The organism is Paenibacillus sp. FSL W8-0194 (assembly GCF_037969745.1).
Classification (GTDB): domain Bacteria; phylum Bacillota; class Bacilli; order Paenibacillales; family Paenibacillaceae; genus Paenibacillus_AQ; species Paenibacillus_AQ cookii.
The window spans coordinates 5,144,484-5,166,414 of sequence record NZ_CP150205.1; the positions used below are offsets into that span (position 1 = coordinate 5,144,484).

Consider the following 21,931-nt stretch of genomic DNA (forward strand, 5'->3'; position numbering starts at 1 on the left):
GGTACATCTCACTTTCTCGTATTTTCCAAACGCGGCTTGTTTGCTTTGCGCTGCAGTTCTTCCGAGCCTTCCTGCACTTCCTCCCGCGGAAGCCCGCCCGCTTCAAGCTCTTCGTCGCTTTTCGTTAACAGTCTTTGATAGAAGGCAAGGCCTTCCTCTTCGGTGATTTCCTGCTGATCGAGCAGCCTGTACAGGGTGTTCTCCGCCTCGTCGTACCGCCCCCGCTCTTCTTCATAGCGGAGCAGCAGCCGATCCGTTTTGGCCGGAATCCTGTAGCCTTTGATCCCTTCCTTCAGCTCGGCCACGCGCTCGGGCAGCTTCAGCATCGTATGGTCCGCTCCGTGCAGGTCGGCATAGAGATACAGATGCAGCGATTTCATAAGGCGGATCAGCCCCTCGTCCTTTTGCTCCATATCCAAGTATACCCCGCCTTCTTCCTGAAGCAGCCTGGCGATCGTTTGCAGCTTGTCGGCTTCGATCCCGCCCCCCAGGCGAAACATCTCTATGATATCCTCAACGGACAGGGAATTCAAAAGCTTCGAGTTCAGGCGGAAATTTTTGCTCAGCAGGTCGTCGATTTCCCATAGAGCCTCGGTGTATTTTTTCTGTTGTTTGAGCCCGAATACTTTGCCGACCATTTCAACCATATCCTCTACCATTTGCAGCAAATAGTCTTTCCTGAACATGACGCTCCTCAACCCTTTCCAAAATGATTAAGCGATAGGCAAGATCACGAAGCCTCCCTTTTCTTGCCTTCTGGTACAAGTTGAACCTTGATGCCCGGGAAGACCGCGTTTTATGCCACGAGGATCTTTCTTTTTAATGATTGTATGCTATTCGGCATGCCAAAGCCAGCGGCCCGCCCGAAAAACGCCCGGATAAACCGGATTCAAGCCGCTGCCTTCATGGCGCAAAAAGCCGGAGCCCTTTGTTCTTAGGGCTCCGGCTTTGATTTATGGCATGAAGCTGTAACGGGATGAAATTTTCAGCGCATGAACGAGGGCCGCGGGCACTCAGCTTTCCTTCAAGAAGCTCCGGACGATGCCGGCCAGCTCCTCCGGCGTTTCCATCATGCTCATATGGCCTGCGCCCTTGATCGTTGCTTTCGTGATGTTCGGGCGGTCCGAGGAGAACACTTTTTCCGGAGGGGCAATGCCGTCATGTTCTCCCGCCACCAGCAGGACCGGCAGCGCCGAAGCGGAAATGACGTCGCGGCGGTCCGGCCGCTCGCGCATGGCCAATGCCGCGCCTGCGGCGCCTTGCGGCGGCGTGAGATAGCCGATTTCCTTCGCCTTTTGGATCAGCTCGGGCCGGGACTTCGCGGTGCCTGGCGCAAACAATCCCGGAATCAGGCCGTCGATAAACGCGGTCATTCCTTCCGTCTGGATGGTGCTTACGGCTTTCAGCCGCTTTTCCTTGCCCGCTTCGTCATCCGCGTATCCCGTGGAATGGATGAGGCCGAAGCCGTTTAACCGCGAGGTATACCGCTGGGCGAAGGAAAGCGTAACGTATCCGCCCATAGAATGCCCCAGCATCGTCGCCTTCTCCACGTTCAGCTCGTCGAGAAGCTTCAGGACGTCGTCCGCCATTTGCTCGATCGAATACGCTCCCAGCGGGGCATCCGACGAGCCGTGTCCGCGCAAATCGGGCACGATGCAGCGGAGGCTGCCGGATAAGAGCGGCACGAGCGGCTCCCAGTAAGCGGAGCTGCCGCAGAAGCCGTGGAGCAGCACGACAGCCTCTCCCTCTCCCCGATCGGCATAACAAAGCGTATATCCGTCGCAAACTACTTTATCCATCGTGAAACCCTTCTTTCGTGAGGATTTTTTGTATTCGCTTTTTCGGTTCCAATCCCATCATGCAGCCATATTCCGGACCGCATTCCCATACATTTAAATGAATGGCCAACCATAGGCCTGGTTGGCGCCCGCCTCGGCCGCCAGTCCGAACGCTTCCGCCGCGGCGGAGGCAATCTGGCCGGCCATCGCCATCACGTGATGCAGCGAGGTCATCTGCAGCGTGGCATAAGGCTTGGGGCCGACCGCATTCACGACCGCGGCGACGCTGTAATTTCCGACGGGCGGAAGCGAGAGTCCCACCGATCTGGCGGGAAACAGCGGCTCGTCCGCAACCACGAAGCTTCCGACGGACTGCGGCTGTCCCAAGCATGCATCGATCGCGACCACGACATGGCTTTCCGGGATTTCCGCCAAACGGGCTTCCAGGCTGGAGGCATCGCACGGGGACGCCAACGTTCCGATGACATGGGGGAAACCGCAGGCGGAAAGCGCGCTTCCCGTCAGCGGGCCGAGCGCATCGCCGGTGGACCGGTCCGTGCCGATGCACAAAAAGGTTACGGCGGAGGGCTCATGGCGGCTGCGGATGTCGGCCAAAAAAGCGCGAAGCCCGTCCGCATCCGTTTTGCGACCGTTCCCGCCCTTATCTCGGCCGGGGCGGAAGTCTTGATTCGACAAGGCCTAGTGCCTCCCTTGCAGGTTGATCAACATATTCCTTTTGATTTTACTGCAAAATAGCCGGCAAGAAAAATCATTTTCCTGTGCCGGGCGGCAAGACATGCTACAATGGGTACAGCCCGCCGATTCCCCGAAGGAAGGGATTTGGCTTCCAGCCTGTTCTCGTACTTCGAAGGGGCAAGGGAAATGATAAACGGCTGCATATGAAGAAAAGAAACTGGAAAGGATGAACCTCCCCATGGATTTATCGCAAAAAACGGCTGAAAATATCGAATACATGATCGAACAGATCAAAAGCAAGCTTCGAATGGCCAGCGGCGCCGCCATGAGCTCCACCGCCTTTTCGGTGGATCAATACGAAGACATCCGCGATGTCTACGAGCTTGTCATGACCAAATCGAACCTCAGCATTTCCGAAGTGGAAGCCTTGGTGTCGGAGCTTGGCCGCTTACGCAGCAAATAAGTTTTCCGCGGAATACGAAAGCCCCCTGTCGATCCTTATCGTTCCAACGTGTACGAAGGAAGGCCGCAGGGGGCTTTTCTACGAGCCGGCTCATTTCAGGGAAGATCCACGAGCACGAATTCCGCGTCCCCGTCGCTGCTCGTCCCTTTGATGTGAAGGTCGCAGTTGTTGCGGATCCGGGCGGCATCCCCCGGTTCAAGCTGGAAAGTGCCGTCATTGCAGCCGATTTCCAGGTGGCCGGAAATAAGGAACAAATAAGTCCGTCTTTCCTCCTGCTGATCGAACACGATCTCTTGGCCCGTTTCCAAGATCGGAATGTAAAGGGAAATATCCGAATGTATCCGGATCCCCTCTTGCCCTTGCGTCCTTCCGGTCACCGCCGGCGCCAGCTTGTTCAAACGCTCCTCCCTGGTGAGCAGGCGGGACGTCCATGACGGCCTGTGCCCCGGTTCCGACGGCAAAAACCACATTTGCATAAACCTGACAGGTTCGTCTTCGGACGGATTCGTCTCCGCATGTTCGATCCCGGTGCCTGCGCTCATCACCTGGACCGTGCCGGCCGGAAGGCGCTGCGCGTTGCCCAGGCTGTCGTTATGCTCAAGCGTGCCGGAGATGACGTAACTGACGATTTCCAAATCATGATGAGGATGTTTCTTAAAGCCTTGCAACGGACTTAAACAATTATCGTTATGCGCCAGCAGGCAGCCGAAATGCGAATTGCTCGGATCATCGTAGTCGGCAAAAGAAAAGCTGAATTCGCTGTGGATCCACCCTTTCTCCGAAGTATGACGCTCCGCCGAAGTCACTACTTTAATCATTTTACATCCACCTCCATGAATGTCTTTCTCAAAAAAGGTTGGTCTTGATTACGTAATTCTTACCCCTAACCTTCACCGCTCAATCACATTCAAAAACAAAAAAATCCCTCCTGCAATCCGGAAGGGATTTCATGCGGATTCCTATTCTCTTTGGGATGCCAGGCGCGAAAAAAACGAATCCGGTGCCGGGTGGCACCTTGCGCAGGCATCCTTAGGCGTTATACCGATTGCAGCCGGAATACGGCATCGGCATGCCCAACCTTTTTGCCTTCGTCATTATAGATGTCATGCGTAAAAGACTCGCGCAATTCCCGGATGAGCGAGTGGTTGCCGTAGCCGATTTGTTCCAGGATGGACTCGACGATCCAGCCCCATTCTTCTTCCGACCCGTCCAATACCTTAAAGGCGATGCCGAGGCGTTCCTTCTTCAGGCCGAAGCAGTACACGCCCTTGAAGCCGCCCTTGGCGACGATATTTCCGTCCTGCAAGACGAGGGAATCGACGCGGCCGCGGCCGCCCACCATCTCCGGATGTTGGTTCATCGCCCGGACAATGGTTTTGACCGCTTCCCTGACGGCTTCATCCGCAATGAGGTCCGGGCAAGCAAGCTTCACGTAGGCCGCAGCCATCGCTGAAAGCGGCAAAGCAAAAACGGGAAAACCGCAGCCGTCCGTACCGAGTTCGATGCGATCCGCGGGAATGCCGCACATCATCGCCACGGTCCCGATGATTTCCTGCTGTACGGGATGCCCCGGATCCGCATACCCTTCCAGCGGGTATCCTTTCATTTTGCAGTAGGCAAGCACGCCGAGATGTTTGCCGGAACAATTATGGTACAAGCGGCGTTTGCCGCCCTGCCGGCGCAGCACCTCTTCCTTGCTTTCTTCGTTCCAGGGATAACTTGCCGCGCAAACGAGCTCCGACTCCGTCAGTCCCGTTTTCTTCATGATGCTTTCGAGCACGTCCACATGCTCAGGCTGCGCCATGTGCGATGCGGTCATGATGGCGATCTCCTTGTCGTCCAGCCCGTAATGGGCCGCAATGCCTCCGCGGATCGCAACGATCGCCTGAAGGGGTTTCGCGGCCGAACGCGTGAAGGTTACGAAATCCGGATCTCCCGCGTAAGCCGAGGTTTTCCCGCGATCGTCGACGACGCATATATGTCCATGATGCGAGCATTCCATGATGCCCGCGCGATATTCCTTGATCAATACCGGTTCCATCAAACCATCTCTCCTTTAGCTAATCGCTTATCCATCATACAACTTATTCCGAAGAGTTTGAAGACTGCCGCAATATAGTTCATTATTTTCTTTCGCTGCGCATTTCATGATTTTTGTTTCAGGCCCCATAAGACCGTTTAAATACGAAATAAGCAAGGACAAACCCTATCATGGCCAATCTCAAGCCATCATCATAAAACAAGGAGTGATTTCGATGAATAAGACGGAAACGGATTGCCAAGTACAAAGCGGCGGCACCTCTACCTTCCTCAAAGGGGCGCTGGTCGGCGGGTTGCTCGGCGCGGCCGCGGCATTGCTGTTCGCCCCTAAATCGGGCCGCGAGCTGCGGGGCGATTTGTCCGGAACGATCAGCACCGTGACGGATAAATCGAAGGAACTCGCGTCCACCCTGGGCGAAAAAGCGTCCGATGTCGCCAAATCGGTCTCTTCCAAAACGACGGAGCTGGCCAAATCGGTGAACGAAGGCAAAAACAGCATCATGGAAAGCGTGAAACAGGCTTCCGCCGATCTGGCGGAGGACGCCAAAAACGCTTCCGATAAAGTCAAAGCGGCGGCGGAGGATGCCTCCCAAACAGCCGCGGGCAAAATGGAATAACAGCCTCCTGCTGCCGAATGAACGATTCGTCCGCAAGCCAGCCGAAGCGGCTGGCTTTTTCCGCGACCCAAGCGACATTGAAGGCGCCCGCGCGCCGGAAGAAAGCAGGGATGAACATGAGCAAAATAAGCCCGTATCGCGTCGATGAACATCCTTTCGAGCTGAGGCATGAGGTCAAAAGGCTCAACCGGCGGCTGGACCAAATCGCCGATTCGCTCGAAAAGGCCGAAATCAAGGACATTCTTGAAAATTATACGAATCCGAAAAAAAGAATCATCACCAATTTCACTTCGGGCATCGCCCGCGGGCTCGGGCTCTCCATCGGCACGTTCGTCATTTTGGGGGTTCTCGGGTACATTCTCAGCCTGTTCGTCAAAATGCCCGTCATCGGCGAATATATCGCCAACCTGCTGCACTATATCAACCAATATAAACGCTGAACCGGCGCAGGTTCAGCGTTTTTTAACCGGAAAGCGGCGCCCGGAATTCCTTCCGGGGCCGCTTTTTCGTGACGCGACCGGTGTCCGAAGTTCCGTGTCGGATGCCGTCATATTTTGGATTTTCGCCCTTTGACCCTCAGCAAATCCCCGGTCCAGCCCTTGCTGTGCATCCACCAGTACATGCCCAGCGTAAACAGAAGCGTGCCGAACATGACGGACACAAACCCCCAGGGGGTTTTGATCGCCGGCAGGTTATCGAAGTTCATGCCCCATATCGCCCCGACCACGGTGGCCGGCGTGAAGATCGAGGTGACGATCGTGAGGGTCTTCATGATCTCATTGCCGCGAAACGCCGACACGGCGTCGTCGATGGCAATGAGGGTATCGATTTCGTCCTCGTAATGCCGGAAGGCCCTATCCATCCGTTCCATCCGATGGAGCAGCCGCAGGAAGGGTTTGCTTGACTCCAGCCTATCCAGATACCCTTCCCTGGCAGCCGCGATCAACTCGTCAAAGGGGGTGAACAAATTGCTCCAGAACAACAGCTCGAACCGGGAGTTCAAAATTTTATCCATCAGATGGCGCTGATTGTCCATCTCCATCGCGCGTTCGATGGCGCGCAAATTCATCTCGAAGCGGTCGAGCCCTTGATGGAAATAATGAAGCAGCGTCCTTGCCAACACGAACATACCGTCGACGGCGTTCGGGCACTGCTGCAGCATCGACGTTCTTTCTTTGGCCGCCATCATCTCCCTGGTGTTCGGATCCAGGTTGATCGTGACCAGCATCTGATCGTTTACGAAAAAATGAAGCCTGTCCACCGGGCCGGCGCCCGTGACCTCGCTTTTGACGGAGTATGGCAGCGTACCGAAAATAACGGCTTCCGCGCCATCGGGAAACCGGACCGAAATATAATTTTCGCTCACCTTCGGAATGACGCGCAGCCACTCGTCGATCGCCGGGGATTCCTCCCGAAGCCTCTGAAGCCATTCATGGGACGAGTCTTCCATGGCCACATCGTACCATCGCCATCCGCCGGCAAAGTGGAGCAAGCGGTGCTGTGCCGCATTGGAACCGTTGTTCTTCATAGGCTAAGCGCCCCTTTCGTTAAACTGCGAATAGCAAGGCATCATCCGCCTTTCGGATATGCAAAAGGACACGCAAGTTCTCGATGGAGAAATCCATTGCGTGTCCTATCTATAACCTTCCCGCCATGAGCGCAACCGCAAAAAAGCTTGTCCGTCATAACGAAGAATTCGACATGATTTCTTTCAGTTTTTCGGTGGCCCGCTTCTGGATGCGCGAAACGCTCATCTGCGAAACGCCCAGCTTCTGGGCGATCGAGCGCTGGGATTCTCCGTCCTGGAAAGCCATCAGCAGCACCCGCTGCTCTTGTTCCTTCAGCTGGCTCAACGCTTGCTGCAAATCCATCCGCTTTTCGACCGTATCGTAGTCGTCCGCTTCGGAGCTGATCAATTCCCCGAGCGTCGCCCCCGTTTCTTCCTGGGACAAAGGGGAATCCAAGGACACATAATGATAGCATTCCCGTCCGGCTAGGACTTCGACGGTTTCTTCCACCGACAGATCCAGGAACTCCGCGATTTCATCCACGCTTGGCGAACGTTCGAGCTTTACCGTCAGCTCATCGATGGCCTGCTGGACCAGCGCGCCCTTCTCCTTGATCCGCCGCGGCACCTGTATGTACCAAGATTTGTCGCGAAGGAAATTTTTCATGTGGCCGATCATGCTTTTCATCGCGTACGGCTCAAACGGAACTCCAAGTTCGATGTCGTATTGCTGCAGCAGGCGAATGAGCGACATTTGGCCGACCTGGTACAAATCTTCGTACAAATCGGGGCGGTTTCGGGCAATTTTGCCTGCTGCGATTTTTACCATAGGCTCGTATTTTCGGATTAGAACGGTAGCGATTTCGTTGTCTTTGGTCTGCTGGTACTGCCAAATCAAACCGACGGCCTCGCTCATGGACTCAGGGGGAGTCACTTTATCGTTCATACCTTTTCCTCGCTTCTCGTCAGACGTTTGGTCATCACGACCTTGGTTCCGCGCCCGGCCGCATTTTCGATGCTGACCTCGTCCATGAGCGCTTCCATCAGGTAGAAACCAAGCCCGCCGATTTCTACGTCCAGCAGCTCCTTGTCGTGAAGCGTCGCACTGCCGCTCGTAGAAGTCCGTTCAAAGCTTTCCCCTTCGTCCCGTACCGTAATGGACAACATGTCCTCAAAAACCTCAAACGCCACTTCCACGATGCCGTCCTGCTTGCCGTAGGCATAAAGCACCGAGTTGTTGCACGCCTCCGACACCGCTACCTTCATGTCCTCGATATCCTCGTAAGTGAAACCCATCTTCGAGGCGATCCCGTATAAATTCAGTCTGACGATATCGACGTATTCCGCTCTGGCCGGCAGACTGATCACGACTCTTTGAACTTCAGCATTCATTCTTTTCTTCGATCCTTTCCTATTGGGAATTCTCATTAGGGGCGAAAAACTTGGCGATGCCCGTCATGTCGAACAGCTTCTGGATTTGCGGAGGAACCTGCTCTACCTGGAAGCGGGCTTCCATGCCGTGTCTGGCTTTCAAAATGGAGAGCAGAATTCCGATCCCGGTGCTGTCGATATACTTCAAATCCTTCAGGTTGACGATCAGATCGATCCCCGCGTCCGATACCAACGGCTCCATGACGAGCCTGAAATCAGGGGCTACCGACAAATCCAGCTCTCCGGCCAAATATACGGTGCAAGAATTTCCGTTTTTTTCTGTCGTTGCTTTGAATTTATCGTTTTTATTTGCATTCATAGACATTCTCTCCCGAAAATTGATTTCATTTCGTCATATCCATCGCATGTGCATCCCAGGTCCATACGACCCGATATTTACAAATAACCCGAACCCGCCTACTTGAATCACTTCCGGTTCATGAAGGCAGCGAAAGCGGGTAACGATTTAATATTTCCTTCAGCCTGCTCATCTGCACAGGTTTGCTGATGTAGTCGTCCATTCCCGCTTCCAGGCAGCGCTCGCGGATGCCCTCCATCACGTTGGCCGTCATCGCGACGATCACCGGCGTCCGGTTTGCAGGTTTCTGCCGCTGGCGGATTCGTTTGGCCGCCTCGAGCCCGTCCATCACCGGCATTTGCAGATCCATGAAAATGTAATGGTAACCGGGGCTTGCCAGCGACTTGTCCACGGCCTGCCGCCCGTCCTCGGCTACTTCGGCTTTCAGCCCAAATTTGCCGAGCATGCTGACCATCAGCTTCCGGTTGACCGGATGATCGTCCACGACCAGAATGTCCGGCGGCGCGCTACCGTCCCGTTTCACCTGCAGCCGAAGTTCGTCGCAGCATCCGTCCAAGCATTCGTCATACTCCGGCTCCTTGACGACGATGTTGAAAATAAAGGTCGTTCCCTGAACCTCGGACGGCTCGACCCGGATGTCGCCGCCCATCATCTCGACGAGCGATTTGCAGATGGCCAGCCCAAGGCCGGTGCCGCCGTATTTGCGCGTCATGGAGGAATCGAGCTGGGAAAACGGCTTGAACAACCGGTCGATTTTGTCCTCCGAGATGCCGATGCCCGTATCCCTGACGGCAAATTCGATATCGAGGCTCCCGGCCGTCCGCTCCTTCAAAGACACGATTAAATACACGCCGCCCTCGTGGGTGAATTTCACCGCATTGGCGATCAAATTGATGAGCACCTGGCGCAACCGGGCCATGTCGCCGTAAATCGCCGGGGGAATCCGGTCGTCAAGAAAATAGACGAGCTCGAGCCCCTTTTTGCCCGCTTCGACGGAAAACAGGCTGAACACCTCTTGAATGCAGACGCCCAGGTCAAAGGGATGCTCCTCAAGCTCCATTTTGCCGGACTCCATCTTCGTGAAATCCAGGATGTCGTTGATGACCGTCACGAGGGCATCCGCGCTGCTGCGGATAATCTCGGCATATTCCTGCTGCTCTTCGTTCAGTTCGGTTTCCATCAGCAGATCGACCATGCCGATCACCCCGTTCATCGGAGTGCGGATTTCATGGCTCATCATCGCCAAAAATTCGGTTTTCGCCTTGGCCGCGATTTCCGCGGCTTCTTTGGCCTTCACCAGTTCCTGGTTGATTTTCTCCAGCTCCTGGGTTTTCTGCTGCAGCAGCATCGACTGGGTTTTATGTTTTTTTCCCGTTAAATACATTTCGACGAAACCTTCGATTTTCGATTTCAGGATCTGCGGAATGAAAGGTTTGACCATATAATCAATGGCTCCGGCGGAATACCCCGCGAATAAATGCTCCGCTTCCTTGCTGTTCGCCGAAATGAAGATGATGGGAATGTCTTTCGTCTTATCCCTTTTTTTGATCAGCTTCGCCGTTTCGATCCCGTCCAGCCCCGGCATTTGCACATCGAGCACGATGACGGCAAACTCGTCTTTCAGCAGGCAGCGCAGCGCCTCTTCTCCGGACGTCGCCTTGACGAGGTTGTACCGTTCGCTCTCCAGCACGGCCTCCAGGGCCAGCAAATTTTCGGGATGGTCGTCCACGAGCAATATATGAATCGGTTCTTGAACCCCCATAGAATCCTCCCCAATAACCTATTTCATCTTCCGGTATATTTTCTCCACGCGGTCCATCGGTTCGTAATACTGGCTGTATTCCGTAAATTGGATCGACTCCTTCGAGCCGAGGACCAAAATGCCGGAGCGTATCAAACTTTCGTAAAACAGCCCGTGTACCCGGTCCCGGAGCGTATCGTTAAAATAAATCATGACATTCCGGCAAAAAATGACGTTAAATTCGTTAAAGGAACGGTCCGTGGCCAGGTTATGCTCGGCGAAAATGATGTTTTTTTGCAAAAACGGCTTAAAGATGACCGAGTTGTATTTCGCCGTGTAATATTCCGAAAACGAGCGGGTTCCCCCGGCCTCGATGTAGTTCTTCGTGTACTGTTTCATTTTTTCGATGCCGAATATCCCCTGCTTGGCAATCGCCAGCGAGCGGTCGTTCATGTCCGTCGCATAAATCCTCGATTTGTCGTACAGCCCTTCCTCATGCAGCAATATCGCCATGGAGTAAACTTCTTCGCCCGTCGAGCAGCCCGCGTGCCAGATGCGGATATACGGATAGGTGCGGAGCAGCGGCACGATTTTCTCGCGGAAAAGCCTGAACACCTCCGGATCCCTGAACATCTCCGTCACCGGGATCGACAACGTCTGAACCATCCGCTCAAAACACGTACGGTCATGAAGCACCCGTTCCTGAAGCGCGGAAATGCTTTTCAGGCCTTCCGAATGGATAAAATGCCATATTCGCCGTCGCAGGGATGGCAGCGCGTAGTTGCGGAAGTCGTAACCGTAAAGCCGGTGAACCCCTTCAAGCAAAAGCTCAAGTTCGATATCCTCGCGCTCCCTGTTGCCGCCTGCCGTCAAACGTTCTTCAAAATCATCCGAAATGCAAATATCCATTCAAGTTCCTCCTGATTTCCCGTATAACACTTTCCATTACCCGCATATCCGGCCTACGAATACAGCCATACCCGCATGAGCGAAAGAAGCTGTTCGGTTTGGATCGGTTTCTTGACGTAATCCGAGGCTCCGGCTTCGATGCATTTCGAGCGGTCCTCCTTCATGGCTTTCGCCGTCAAAGCGATGATCGGCAGCTTTTGGAATTCCGGCTGCTGGCGGATCTGGCGCATCGCCTCGTAGCCGTCCATTTCCGGCATCATCATGTCCATTAGCACCAAATCAAAATGCTCGCCGCTGTTTAATATTTCGATCGCATCCCGCCCGTTTTCGGCAAAGGTGACGTCCATATCATAGCTTTCCAGCACGCTGGACAGCGCAAATACGTTCCGGATGTCGTCGTCGACGAGCAGAATCCGCTTGCCTTCGAACAAAACTTCCTTATTGTGCAGCCTTTGCAAAATTTTGCGTTTGTCTTCCGGCAAATTCGCTTCGACCCGGTGCAGGAACAACGTCGTTTCGTCCAGCAGCCGCTCGGGCGATTTCACGTCCTTGATAATGATGGACTCGGCGTATTTCCGGAGCCTCATTTCCTCCTTGCTGTCCAGGTCCTTGCCTGTGTAAATGATGATCGGCAGGTCCTCCAGCTCCTCGTCCTGCTGGATTTGATCCAGCAGTTCGAAGCCTGTCATATCGCTTAACATCAAATCCAGCACCATGCTGTCGTAACGTTTGTTCCGCAGCTCCCTCAGCGCCTCTTCGCCCGTCGACACCGCCGTAATGACGACATCGTCGTGGTCGATCAGCTCGATGATCGAATTCCGCTGCGTTTCGTCGTCCTCTACGATCAGCAAATGTTTGACCGAATTTTCGGTATACGATTCGATATGCGAAAATGCCCTTTCGAGCGCCGCCTTGGAAGACGGCTTTTTCAGATAGGCGATGGCCCCCATCTTTAGTCCCTGCTTCACTTCGTCCACGACCGAAACGATATGCACCGGGATGTGCCGCGTAGCCGAATGGCTCTTCAGCTCGCCGAGAATGGACCAGCCGTCCATGACCGGGAGCTGGATATCGAGGATGATGGCGTCCGGTAAATAAGACTGGGCCATCTGCAGGCCGATATCGCCCTGCGCCGCGACAAGGCCCTTAAAGCCGCGGCCCCGGGCCATTTCCAGCAAGATGCCGGCAAATTTCGGATCGTCCTCGATGATCAGCAGCACCTTGTCGTTGTCCTCGATCCGGTCTCGGTCGTCGGCAATCGCCGCCAAAGGAGGAATTTGGTCCTTGGCTTTGCGGTCCGGCTCTCCGGCCGGCACGGTTTCATCGGAAATGAGCAGCTCGCCGGCAGCCGCAGCCTCGCTGCGTGCCGACTGGAGCGCCGCTTCGTCCGCTTCGATCGGCAGATACAAAGTAAAGCAGCTTCCCTTGCCTTCCGTAGACTGCACCTCTATGCCGCCTCCGAGCAGCTTGGCCAGTTCGCGGCTGATCGAAAGCCCGAGGCCCGTTCCCCCGTATTTGCGGCTTGTCGTGCCGTCCACTTGCTGGAACGCTTCAAAGATAAGCTCCGTCTTGTCTTTAGGAATGCCGATGCCCGTATCCTTGACCGACAGAGCGATGTAGCTGCGGCGCCCGTCCAGATAGGTCGGCAGCTCCGCTTCCTCCGCCTGCTGGACGCTGAAAGTGACGGAACCGCGGTTCGTGAATTTAAACGCATTGGACATCAGGTTGCGAATGATTTGCTTGACCCGGTAACCATCCGTCACGATCGCTTCTGGCAAATCCGGGTCCACGTCGAACCTGAGCGCCACCTGCTTTTGCGTCGCGACCGGCATGAAGTTCTGATGCACGAAGCCTTTCCATTCCTGAACCGCCACTTTTTCCCGATTGATCTCCATCTTGCCGGCATCCACTTTGGACAGATCCAAAATCTCGTCGATCATCTTCAGGAGATCGGCCCCCGACATATAAATCGTGCGGGCATATTCGGTCTGCTTATCGCTCAAGTTGCCTTCCTTGTTTTCGGCCAGAAGCTGCGACAAGATCAGCAGGCTGTTCAGCGGCGTGCGCAGCTCATGCGACATATTGGCCAAAAATTCCGATTTGTACTTGCTCGTTACCGCCAGCTGCATCGCCTGCCGTTCCAGTTTCTCCTTCGCTTCCTCGACCTCGATGTTTTTTTCCTCAAGCTGCTGCATCTGCTCTTCGAGCGCCCGCGTCTTTGCGATGAGCTCCGTATTGAAGTGCTCCAGTTCCTCCTGCTGCCGCTGCAGCAGATCCTCGGACTTTTTGAGCGCTTCGGTTTGCTCTTCCAGGTTCTCGTTCGTGCGTCTCAGCTCTTCCTGCTGCGTTTGCAGCTCCTCGGATTGGCACTGCAGCTCCTCGGTAAGCGCCTGCGATTCCCGCAGCAGCTCCTCGACGCGCAATCTCCGGTTGATATTGTTGATCACGATGCCCAAATGGTCGGCGAGCTGGGAAAAAAGCTTGCTTTGCAGCTCGGAAAACGGCTCGAACGAAGCCACTTCGATCGCTCCCAGCAGCTCGTCCTCGAACAGGATCGGCTGGATCATCAAATGTGCCGGCTTGCCCTGGCCCAAGGCCGACGTCACGGATAAATAGTTGTCCGGAACCGTGGTCGTGATCGGCTTGCGGTCCAGCGCGCTTTGTCCGATCAGGCCTTCGCCTACCCCGACCTTCCCCTTCGTGGCCAATTCGCCTTCGCGGGCATACGTGCCGTTCAGAACAAGCCAGTCCGGCTCTTTTTCTTCATCATGGATATAGATGGCCCCGTACATCGCTCCCAGGACGGGCGTAAATTCGCTGATGAAGGCCTGGGACACCTGCTCCCTGGAATTGATGCCCCGCAAGAGCTCCGTAATCCGGCTCACGTTGGAATTCAGCCAGTTTAAATCTTTTTGGGCTTGCAGGTAGCTCTTTTCAAGCTGCTGTTTTTCCTCAAGATCCTCCGCCATCTCTTTGAACACGCGGGCTACCTGCCCGATTTCATCCTTGGAGGTCACTTTGATCCGGCGGATGGTTCGGATCCGTCCCTTGCCGAAGCTGTCGATCATCATGGAGACCACGTGAAGCCCTCTGGTAATGCTTGGAATCACCCATAAAATGACGGCAAATCCAATCAGCAAACCGGCCGTCATCAAAACGGACGTGATTTGAATCGATCGGTTGTAGTTCGCTTTCGCTTCCATTATGTCGCGGTCCACCTGCATGTCCTGGAAGGCCACGAGCTCGTTGACGCCCTTCAGCGCCTCCTCCTGCAAGGCAAGTCCGCTCGTGTTGCGGTACGCGTTGGCTGCCTCCCACAATCCTTGCGAAACAAGCGACATTTGTTTCTCCTCGTATCGCTTGAAGCCTTCCCAAGCGCTTCTCACCCGGGTCAGCATTTGCTGCTCTTCCGGGGATTTGCTGCTCGCGATAAGCTTTTGCAGATTTTCGTTTCCGCTGTCTATCATGGCGTTGATCTCGTTTTTGTTATCTTCGGGCGAGGCGTTCCGGTTCAACATCACGTTGACGAGCACCCGCGAAATATTGTTCACTTCGCTCCGCACGCTGCTGGAATATCTGACCTTCAAATACCGCTGCTCATAGATCTCGTCCAGCTGCTTGTTCATATCATTCAAACGGTTGTAACCGATCGTGGTCATTACGGCCATAAGGACCATCATGACGCCGAAACCGATAATCAGCTTGGTTTTCAGCTTCATTCAGCGTTTTCCCCCTCTTTTAACGATATCCACACGAGGCACTTGTCGTCTTCCCGCTCCTGCGTGCCGTGGTCTTCAAAAAAAGCCTCGAACATCCGGGACTCGTCCCACCGATGCGAATGGCTCAGGCGGTCGATCAGGAAATCCATCTTCTCTTCATGTTCCCCGTCCACCACCTCCAGCAGCCCGTCGGTATACAGGGCGATATGCCCGTCGCCTTCGTAATGAAGCGTTTGCGGTTCAATCTCCATCTTCTCGAACAGCCCTACCGGACAGCATGCCTTGTCAAGCTGAACGACTCCCCCTTCATTCGGGAAAAACAGCGCCGGCGGATGCCCGGCATTGACGTAGTCGATCCTTTTCACGACCGTGTCCACGACGAGATAGATCGCCGTAAAATAGTACTGCACGAGCTGATTTTCGATATGGAGCTGGTTGAACCGGCGGTTCAGCTCCTGGATGACCTTTTCCGGCTCCACATATGTCGTTACGGTATCCTTCAGCACCGACGCGATAAACATCGTAAACAGCGACGAGGAGATGCCGTGGCCCATCATGTCCAGCAAAAGGACGCCGTACCGTCCCCCGCCAAGCGGATACCACGCGTACAAATCCCCGGCAAGCTCGGCCGAAGGCTGGTAGATCGCGTGCACCTCGAAGGCGCTGTCCTCGATCGGGGGGCTCAGCACGGCATTTTGCACCAGCGCGGCCAACCGCAATTCGTCCTTGATCCGCTGATCCCGCTCCTTGTGCCAATCGTTTTCCTTTTTAAGCCGCAAGGCCAGCCGGATTCTGGCCATCAGCTCCACCTTGTTGATCGGCTTCGTCACATAGTCCACCGCTCCGGCATCCAGCGCTTCAGCCAATTTTTTCGAGTCGCCCACGGCTGTGACCATAATGATCGGAATGTCCTTAAGATGCTCATGCCGCTGAATGATCCGGCAGGCTTCGATCCCGTCGATTTCCGGCATCATCATGTCCAGCAGGATGAGGTCGATGTTGGCCCGATGGCCTGGGGACTGTCCGCCCGAGCCGCTTTCTCCGCTGCCCTCGATGCCCAGTATTTCGAACATGCCGTGGGCCGAGGAGGCCGCTGCCGTTTCGCGGTAATTCTCTTTTTTCAAAATTTCACGGATAATAATGATATTTGTCGGATTATCGTCAACGATTAATATTCTCATAACATTCTCCTTAACACGCCCGAATAGGTTTGGGTTATGAAGTCTCCTGCTACCATACTAACATAATCTAAAAGATAACTTTTTGGCCAACACCCGGAAAATTCAAAATTTTCCATATAGCGGGCCCGGCTCCAAAAACACAGATAAGGAATGGGACAAAAGACCCCATTCCTTATCTATATTCTGGATACCCTATCCGAAACTTGTGTCAAACGTTATACGGTTTTGGCAATGACCAAGACCTTTCCGAGGTCCAGCTCCTTCTCGTAAAACTGGGCCTCCGCCTCCGTGAAACCAAGCGACGTGATCTTGGCGCGGAGCTCGTCTCCCCTGAGCCGGAACAGATTGGCAAGAGCATCAAACATGCCTTCTTCCTTAATGCCGATCTCGTTCGCATTTGCCGCATCGGCAATCCGTTCCGTCCGGTCGCCGTCATGGGCCAAAACGAAGATGTCGTCGCTCATGTAGCCGCTGTTTCGAAGGCGGCGCACTTCCTCCACGGCTTGAACGCCGTTTTCCACGACTTTTGCATACGATCTTGCATGGGTTGATGAATTCATGTTCCTCACTCTCCTTAAGCGTTTTTTTCGTCCGCTCATGTTCCTATTAACCATGAAGGGCGGCGGTGAAACCTTTTATTTTTCGAAAATTGGGTTGGCCGGTGTCGCAGTCCTTCCATTGGTCATTCATGGCGGAATTTCTGCCAGACGGAAACCGCAAGATCTCCCCATTTCATCCAGCCCGCATCCTTTTTCTTTTTCCCGCGGGTTCCATAAGCCGACGCATAGGCCTCGATCATGCGTTCCTCCGAGTCGGCCGGAGCGGCTCTCAGGGGAGAAGGCCGTTTGATGCGGACTCTTTCGGTTCCGAGCTTGAATTTGTGCATGAAGGCGGCCGACGCCTGTTTGGCGGCAAGCGTAATTTCGCTGAGCGCCTCGCCCAAATGCTTGACCGATTCCATGACGGGGTCGATCTGCTGCATTTTGTGCCGAACGTCCCTCGTAATATCGTTGGCTTCCCTTACGACCTGTTTCACTTCGTACCCCAGTTCGTCCACCGTTTTTTGGATTTCCTGCAGCGTTTGCGTCGTTTTCTCCAACGATTCCTTGGCGGCGAGAAGGGTTTTGATCAAATAAACGACCAGCGCCACAAACGCGGCGGCAATGACGGCAACGCTTACTCCGACGAGCATAGCAAAACCTCGCTTTCCCAGTAGATTGCACCGCTATCCCGTTAGCTCCGGCATAAACCGCCAACGAGACAACATGCGCTAAGGCGGCTCACCACGCGGCCGAATGTGCTGATATGCGTTAGTTACCCTGCCGGAGGATGCCCGAAACAAAGCCTTTTGCTGCACAAAAAAACGCCAAGCATCGTCTTCGGACGCCCGGCGTTTCTTCTATATTCGCATCATGTTATTTGAGCAGGAGCGACGGCAAAGAAAGCCAGTCCAGCTTAAACGTCAGCTTGGCGCCGTCCTGCAGGAATTCGATGTGGTCCACCGTCAGCATGTCCGGCAAATGGTCCTTCAAATGGACTGTGATCGTCCCCAAATTAAGCCATGAAGCGGGAATCCGCACGGATTTGACGCTCGTGGATTCATGCTGCAGATCCAGGCTGCTGCCGCTGGCTTCCATATGGAATTTCAGCTCAGCCCCGAACGGAATCAGATTCTCGTATTTGCCGTTAATATCCGCCGTCACTTCCTGGCCGCTGAAATGAAACTTCGCACCGGTAACGGTGATCTGCTGCGGGATATCCCCCAAATGTTTCAGCAGCTCTTTTTTGGCCAGCTCGTTCAGCTCGCTGCCGTTAAGCGTTATTTCAGGCTTGCGCGTTTTCAGCATTTCCACGGCCTTGGCTTTGACGTCTATGTCTTGATAGCTCAGGTCCAGTTTCTGATCGGGAGAAATATACCAGATGATGAGGCCGCACGCGATGACGGCAAGCAAAAGCAACGTAACGATCATCCGAAGCAGTACTTTCATGTTCCGACTCCTTTCCGGTTCAAGGCGGTCCTTCCCGCCTCTCTATTCTCCCATTATACTGAATTCGCCTATCAATCTCGAATCGGGGGGCTGAAGCGCCGCCGTCCCTGCGATCAGGCCAGACCTGTCCGGCCGGCCACTTCAAGCCAGCGTCTAGCGATGAGATCATGGCCTGCCGCCGACGGGTGGACGCCGTCATAGAGCCAGTATGCCGGTTCGGCCCTTTTCGCCGCTTCGTCGAAAGCGTCCTGCAGCGGCACAAAAACCGCTCCGAATTCCTCCGCGAGCTCACGGACGACCGTTTGGTATTTGCCGACGAGCTTCTGCCACTCCTCCCATTTGGCTTCCGTTGCGACTCCCTTGAGAACAAACGGCTCGCATAAAATGAGACGGGTATCCGGCAGCACTTCCTTCGTTTCTTCCAGCAGATGCCTGTATGCCCTTTCAAAACGGTCCGTCACGCCGCTCGGCTCCTCCGACATCGTCCGCCATGCATCGTTAACCCCGATCAAAATGCTGATTACGTCGGGATTCAGGCTGAAGGCATCTTCGTTCCAGCGCGCATACAGATCGGAGACCCGGTTGCCGCTGATGCCCCGGTTGACGAATACCGGATGTTTATCCGCATGGTCGCTTGCCAGTTTGGAGGCGATCAGAAAAACGTAGCTTTGCCCGATAAAATGCTTTTGATAAAGTCCTCTGTCCCGGTTTGCGTCCGTGATCGAATCCCCTTGGAATAAAATAACCGCGTTTTCCTTCGAAATCATTGGCACCATTCCACGCTTTCCTGGTTGATTTTTCAAGATTACTCTAGATTAATATACCTGAACTTTTGATGTTTTTGATAGATGACCTCCAATTTTGTTGGTTCAATTTGCCAAGCGCGGGTTATTTCTACGATAGGAAGCGAATCCACATCATTTAAGGAGGAATACAAGGATGAAAAAAATGATTACGTTTGCAGCAGCTTTCGGCCTGATGGCCTCCATGGGCACGGCGGCGTTTGCCGATGCGGACAATTCCGCGGCGGAACAGGCGGCGTCCCCGGTTACCGGCACGTCGACGACGGTCGTTCAGCCTACCAAGCTGTTCGATGAGCCCCTGATCCAGCCGGGCGATCTTTCGAAGGAAAACAACGAACCGATCGTCATTTCCAAAATCACTCCTTTTTTTGCAGATCCTAACGGCCGCATTTTGAACTTCCTGTCTCCTCAGGTCGTGTACAGCACCGGAAAGCATGTCACCGACGTCAACGGCGACGGCCAGTGGGTCGAAATTTATACCTGGCTCGGCACAGCCTGGCTGCATATTCCCGAAGCGGTATAATTTCTGATACATAATAGGAACATGCAGCGCAAAAAGACCGGAGGCGAACCTCCGGTCTTTTTGCATGGCCATGATGATTGACATGACGCCAAAGAAGTTATCTGATGATGCTGCCTCCGTAAAGGAAGCGCTGCTTCCATGAATTGCTGAAATCCGTTACGACGACGCCGCCCGCTTTTTGGGAATAGGTGTGCAGAAGCTTGCCCTCCCCCAGATACACCGCCACGTGCGTAATCCGCTCATGGTCTTTGTCGGCGCCGACGCCCTCCAAAGCCGCAGACCCGATATCATTCACAAAAAAGACCAGGTCCCCGCGTTTGAGACCGTCAATATCGTATACCGCTTGGCTGTTTTGTTTCACCCAGGCTCCCTGCTGGCGGGAGTCCACCGGCAGGACGATGCCGGCGCCTTCCTTGAAAATTTGGCGGGTAAACGCCGAACAGTCGAAGGTATTCGTTTGGTTGCGGTCCGAGCCGAATTCGTAAGGGGTCCCCAAATATTTCATTCCCGTTTGGATCACCCGTTCAATGGCCTCGCCGGCCTCCGAGGCGATCGGCGGCGTTGCCTGCGGAGCGCCGGATCCGCTGCCGGAAGGGGCCACTGATCCCGAACCCGAACCCGGGGAGGCTTTGCCAGGTACCGTTATGTATCGTTCGTCAGAGCTGGTATAGCCCACTTTGCCTGACAGTGTTTTTACTTTATAGAAATAAGCGGTGCTGCTTTCGAGAATGGTGACCTTATCCCCGTTTTTCAAATATCCGATGACCTGGCCCGACGAGGAAGGTTTGTCCCGCAACCGGACGCTCGCCTGAATGACGCCGGTTTGCGTGACCGCGCTCTTTTGCGCCGAAACCGAAGCGGCATCGGCTTTGGAGCCCGGCAGCAGCGCCGCACCGGGAATCACCGCGGAAACCAGCAGGCAGCCGATCAGGCATTTCTTGATGTTGAACATGTCAATCCTCCTTATGCTGACTGAAAATGGGCGTTCTTGTCCCCATTATAGTCATGCGGAAGGATGTGCTACATGCTTCTTTTCTCACAAATTTTCCATTCGCGTTTTAGACATTCACAGGACTAAAGACCCAAAATTCTATTCCGGTTGAATAACAAAACGCCGGCAACCCGGCGCCCGCATAACCTTCTATTTTTTGACGGCACCATGCCGCCCCGGTTCCAACACATCCAAATCCTTCGGCTCCACGTGGACATGGACGTTCATGATATTATGCATATCCGTCAGCCGGTCCTCGATTTCGTCGCTGATCCGGTGCCCTTCGATGATGCTCAAATGAGGGTCCACTTCAATCACCACATCCACCAGCACATGGTTGCCGTGTACCCTGGCTTTGACGTCCTTGATGCCTTCCACGCCCGGCGTGCGGCTGATGGCGCTGCGCAGATCCTTCAGCTCCGCCTGGTCGAAGCCGTCGGTCAGCCGGTAGGTTGAATCCCTGAAAATATCCCAAGCGGTTTTGCAGATCAACAAGCCGACCGCGATCGCCGCAACCATGTCGAGCCAAGGCAGCCCGAATTGGGCCCCGACGATGCCGACCGCCGCTCCGATGCTGACGAGGGCATCCGACAAATTGTCCTTGGCCGCTGCCATAAGCGCCTGGTTGTTAATCTGCCTCGCCAATCTCCGGTTGTACAGATACACGCCGTACATGCATACCGCGCACACCACGGCAATTCCGGCGGCCCATAGATCGGGCTGCGTCCCCTTGCCGGCAAACAAGGATCGTACGGCATCGACCAACACCTGGATCCCGACCGTCGCCATAATGAAGGAAGCGATCAGCGCCGCGACCGTTTCGGCCCGAAAATGCCCGTAAGCATGGTCGGAATCGGGCGGCTTCCGGGATATCCGCAGTCCGATCAGCACGGCCAGGGAGGCCACGATATCCGTCACGTTGTTAAAACCGTCGGCAAGCAGGGCGCTGGACGCAAACCAATAACCGCTCGCGAGTTTGAAGGAGGACAGGAGCAAGTAAGCCGCGATGCTGATCCAGGCTCCCCGCTCCCCTTTCCGTATATCGTCATAGATATTCACCAATTTCGAAGCCACCTTTACATGGGGTCCAAAAAGTCTTTTCCTATCCTATCAAATACCACCCGAGTGGGTCTAGAGAAACATAGTTGCAGCCGGTAAAGAGGTTTTATGCGCTACATCTCTTGTGGGGATCCGCAAAAACGGATAGAATTAGGTACGATAAACC

The 21,931-nt window shown here is 54.5% G+C and carries 23 protein-coding genes; 4 read left to right on the top strand and 19 right to left on the bottom strand.

Annotated elements, in window-relative coordinates; translation table 11 throughout:
• Positions 1 to 8 precede the first annotated feature (8 nt).
• The 3 genes from MKY58_RS23755 to yyaC all read right to left on the bottom strand — a co-directional run bounded on the left by MKY58_RS23755 (position 9) and on the right by yyaC (position 2,474).
• The gene (locus MKY58_RS23755) at positions 9 to 686 is read right to left on the bottom strand and encodes a DUF6483 family protein (RefSeq protein WP_339322367.1); all 678 of its coding nucleotides are present in this window, start codon (positions 684 to 686) and stop codon (positions 9 to 11) included.
• 327 nt (positions 687 to 1,013) lie between these two features.
• On the bottom strand, positions 1,014 to 1,799 hold the full coding sequence (locus MKY58_RS23760) for an alpha/beta hydrolase (protein ID WP_339322368.1): 786 nt from the start codon (positions 1,797 to 1,799) through the stop codon (positions 1,014 to 1,016).
• Between the two features lie 93 nt (positions 1,800 to 1,892).
• Positions 1,893 to 2,474, bottom strand: coding sequence for a spore protease YyaC (gene yyaC, locus MKY58_RS23765; RefSeq protein WP_339322369.1), 582 nt, complete (start codon positions 2,472 to 2,474; stop codon positions 1,893 to 1,895).
• 238 nt (positions 2,475 to 2,712) lie between these two features.
• Here yyaC and MKY58_RS23770 point away from each other — a divergent pair, with 238 nt between their 5' ends.
• Positions 2,713 to 2,937: a DUF1128 domain-containing protein gene (locus MKY58_RS23770; RefSeq protein ID WP_339322370.1), complete on the top strand. Its 225-nt coding sequence runs from the start codon at positions 2,713 to 2,715 to the stop codon at positions 2,935 to 2,937.
• Positions 2,938 to 3,032: 95 nt separating this feature from the next.
• On the opposite strand, the gene MKY58_RS23775 is transcribed toward MKY58_RS23770, so the two are convergent.
• Both MKY58_RS23775 and MKY58_RS23780 read right to left on the bottom strand, forming a co-directional pair.
• Positions 3,033 to 3,755: a pirin family protein gene (locus MKY58_RS23775; protein ID WP_339322371.1), complete on the bottom strand. Its 723-nt coding sequence runs from the start codon at positions 3,753 to 3,755 to the stop codon at positions 3,033 to 3,035.
• Positions 3,756 to 3,973: 218 nt separating this feature from the next.
• A complete protein-coding gene (locus tag MKY58_RS23780; protein ID WP_339322372.1) occupies positions 3,974 to 4,978 on the bottom strand; it encodes an asparaginase in 1,005 nt (334 codons plus the stop codon).
• Positions 4,979 to 5,192: 214 nt separating this feature from the next.
• Between MKY58_RS23780 and MKY58_RS23785 the strand changes: the two genes are divergently transcribed.
• Together MKY58_RS23785 and MKY58_RS23790 are read left to right on the top strand one after the other, a co-directional pair.
• Positions 5,193 to 5,594, top strand: a complete 402-nt coding sequence (locus tag MKY58_RS23785) for a YtxH domain-containing protein (RefSeq protein ID WP_339322373.1) — start codon at positions 5,193 to 5,195, stop codon at positions 5,592 to 5,594.
• A 110-nt stretch (positions 5,595 to 5,704) separates the two neighbouring features.
• The gene (locus MKY58_RS23790; protein ID WP_339325237.1) at positions 5,705 to 6,034 is read left to right on the top strand and encodes a DUF5665 domain-containing protein; all 330 of its coding nucleotides are present in this window, start codon (positions 5,705 to 5,707) and stop codon (positions 6,032 to 6,034) included.
• 107 nt (positions 6,035 to 6,141) lie between these two features.
• On the opposite strand, the gene MKY58_RS23795 is transcribed toward MKY58_RS23790, so the two are convergent.
• The 12 genes from MKY58_RS23795 to MKY58_RS23850 all read right to left on the bottom strand — a co-directional run bounded on the left by MKY58_RS23795 (position 6,142) and on the right by MKY58_RS23850 (position 19,156).
• Positions 6,142 to 7,122 (bottom strand): magnesium transporter CorA family protein, encoded by a 981-nt coding sequence (locus MKY58_RS23795; RefSeq protein WP_339322374.1) that lies wholly within the window; start codon positions 7,120 to 7,122, stop codon positions 6,142 to 6,144.
• Between the two features lie 154 nt (positions 7,123 to 7,276).
• Positions 7,277 to 8,047, bottom strand: a complete 771-nt coding sequence (locus MKY58_RS23800; protein ID WP_339322375.1) for a sigma-70 family RNA polymerase sigma factor — start codon at positions 8,045 to 8,047, stop codon at positions 7,277 to 7,279.
• Positions 8,044 to 8,493, bottom strand: coding sequence for an anti-sigma B factor RsbW (rsbW, locus tag MKY58_RS23805; protein ID WP_036712833.1), 450 nt, complete (start codon positions 8,491 to 8,493; stop codon positions 8,044 to 8,046). Before rsbW ends, MKY58_RS23800 begins: the two co-directional genes overlap by 4 nt.
• Positions 8,494 to 8,512: 19 nt before the next feature.
• Positions 8,513 to 8,851, bottom strand: coding sequence for an STAS domain-containing protein (locus tag MKY58_RS23810; protein ID WP_339322376.1), 339 nt, complete (start codon positions 8,849 to 8,851; stop codon positions 8,513 to 8,515).
• 118 nt (positions 8,852 to 8,969) lie between these two features.
• The gene (locus tag MKY58_RS23815; RefSeq protein ID WP_339322377.1) at positions 8,970 to 10,613 is read right to left on the bottom strand and encodes a response regulator; all 1,644 of its coding nucleotides are present in this window, start codon (positions 10,611 to 10,613) and stop codon (positions 8,970 to 8,972) included.
• 18 nt (positions 10,614 to 10,631) lie between these two features.
• Positions 10,632 to 11,501: a protein-glutamate O-methyltransferase CheR gene (locus tag MKY58_RS23820; RefSeq protein WP_339322378.1), complete on the bottom strand. Its 870-nt coding sequence runs from the start codon at positions 11,499 to 11,501 to the stop codon at positions 10,632 to 10,634.
• A 53-nt stretch (positions 11,502 to 11,554) separates the two neighbouring features.
• Positions 11,555 to 15,220 carry a response regulator gene (locus tag MKY58_RS23825; RefSeq protein ID WP_339322379.1) on the bottom strand — a complete coding sequence of 1,222 codons (3,666 nt, stop codon included), beginning with the start codon at positions 15,218 to 15,220 and terminating at the stop codon, positions 11,555 to 11,557.
• A complete protein-coding gene (locus MKY58_RS23830; protein WP_339322380.1) occupies positions 15,217 to 16,401 on the bottom strand; it encodes a fused response regulator/phosphatase in 1,185 nt (394 codons plus the stop codon). Before MKY58_RS23830 ends, MKY58_RS23825 begins: the two co-directional genes overlap by 4 nt.
• 215 nt (positions 16,402 to 16,616) lie before the next feature.
• Positions 16,617 to 16,961, bottom strand: coding sequence for a general stress protein (locus MKY58_RS23835; RefSeq protein ID WP_339322381.1), 345 nt, complete (start codon positions 16,959 to 16,961; stop codon positions 16,617 to 16,619).
• A gap of 122 nt (positions 16,962 to 17,083) precedes the next feature.
• The gene (locus tag MKY58_RS23840; protein WP_339322382.1) at positions 17,084 to 17,593 is read right to left on the bottom strand and encodes a DUF948 domain-containing protein; all 510 of its coding nucleotides are present in this window, start codon (positions 17,591 to 17,593) and stop codon (positions 17,084 to 17,086) included.
• A gap of 223 nt (positions 17,594 to 17,816) precedes the next feature.
• Positions 17,817 to 18,389 (bottom strand): hypothetical protein, encoded by a 573-nt coding sequence (locus MKY58_RS23845; RefSeq protein ID WP_339322383.1) that lies wholly within the window; start codon positions 18,387 to 18,389, stop codon positions 17,817 to 17,819.
• 113 nt (positions 18,390 to 18,502) lie between these two features.
• The gene (locus MKY58_RS23850) at positions 18,503 to 19,156 is read right to left on the bottom strand and encodes an SGNH/GDSL hydrolase family protein (protein WP_339325238.1); all 654 of its coding nucleotides are present in this window, start codon (positions 19,154 to 19,156) and stop codon (positions 18,503 to 18,505) included.
• Between the two features lie 172 nt (positions 19,157 to 19,328).
• On the opposite strand from MKY58_RS23850, the gene MKY58_RS23855 reads away from it, so the two are divergent.
• Positions 19,329 to 19,715 carry a hypothetical protein gene (locus MKY58_RS23855; RefSeq protein WP_339322384.1) on the top strand — a complete coding sequence of 129 codons (387 nt, stop codon included), beginning with the start codon at positions 19,329 to 19,331 and terminating at the stop codon, positions 19,713 to 19,715.
• A 97-nt stretch (positions 19,716 to 19,812) separates the two neighbouring features.
• Here MKY58_RS23855 and MKY58_RS23860 read toward each other — a convergent pair whose 3' ends face one another.
• Positions 19,813 to 20,667, bottom strand: coding sequence for an SH3 domain-containing C40 family peptidase (locus tag MKY58_RS23860; RefSeq protein WP_339322385.1), 855 nt, complete (start codon positions 20,665 to 20,667; stop codon positions 19,813 to 19,815).
• Positions 20,668 to 20,856: 189 nt separating this feature from the next.
• Positions 20,857 to 21,768 (bottom strand): cation diffusion facilitator family transporter, encoded by a 912-nt coding sequence (locus MKY58_RS23865; RefSeq protein ID WP_339322386.1) that lies wholly within the window; start codon positions 21,766 to 21,768, stop codon positions 20,857 to 20,859.
• Between the last annotated feature and the right edge of the window lie 163 nt (positions 21,769 to 21,931).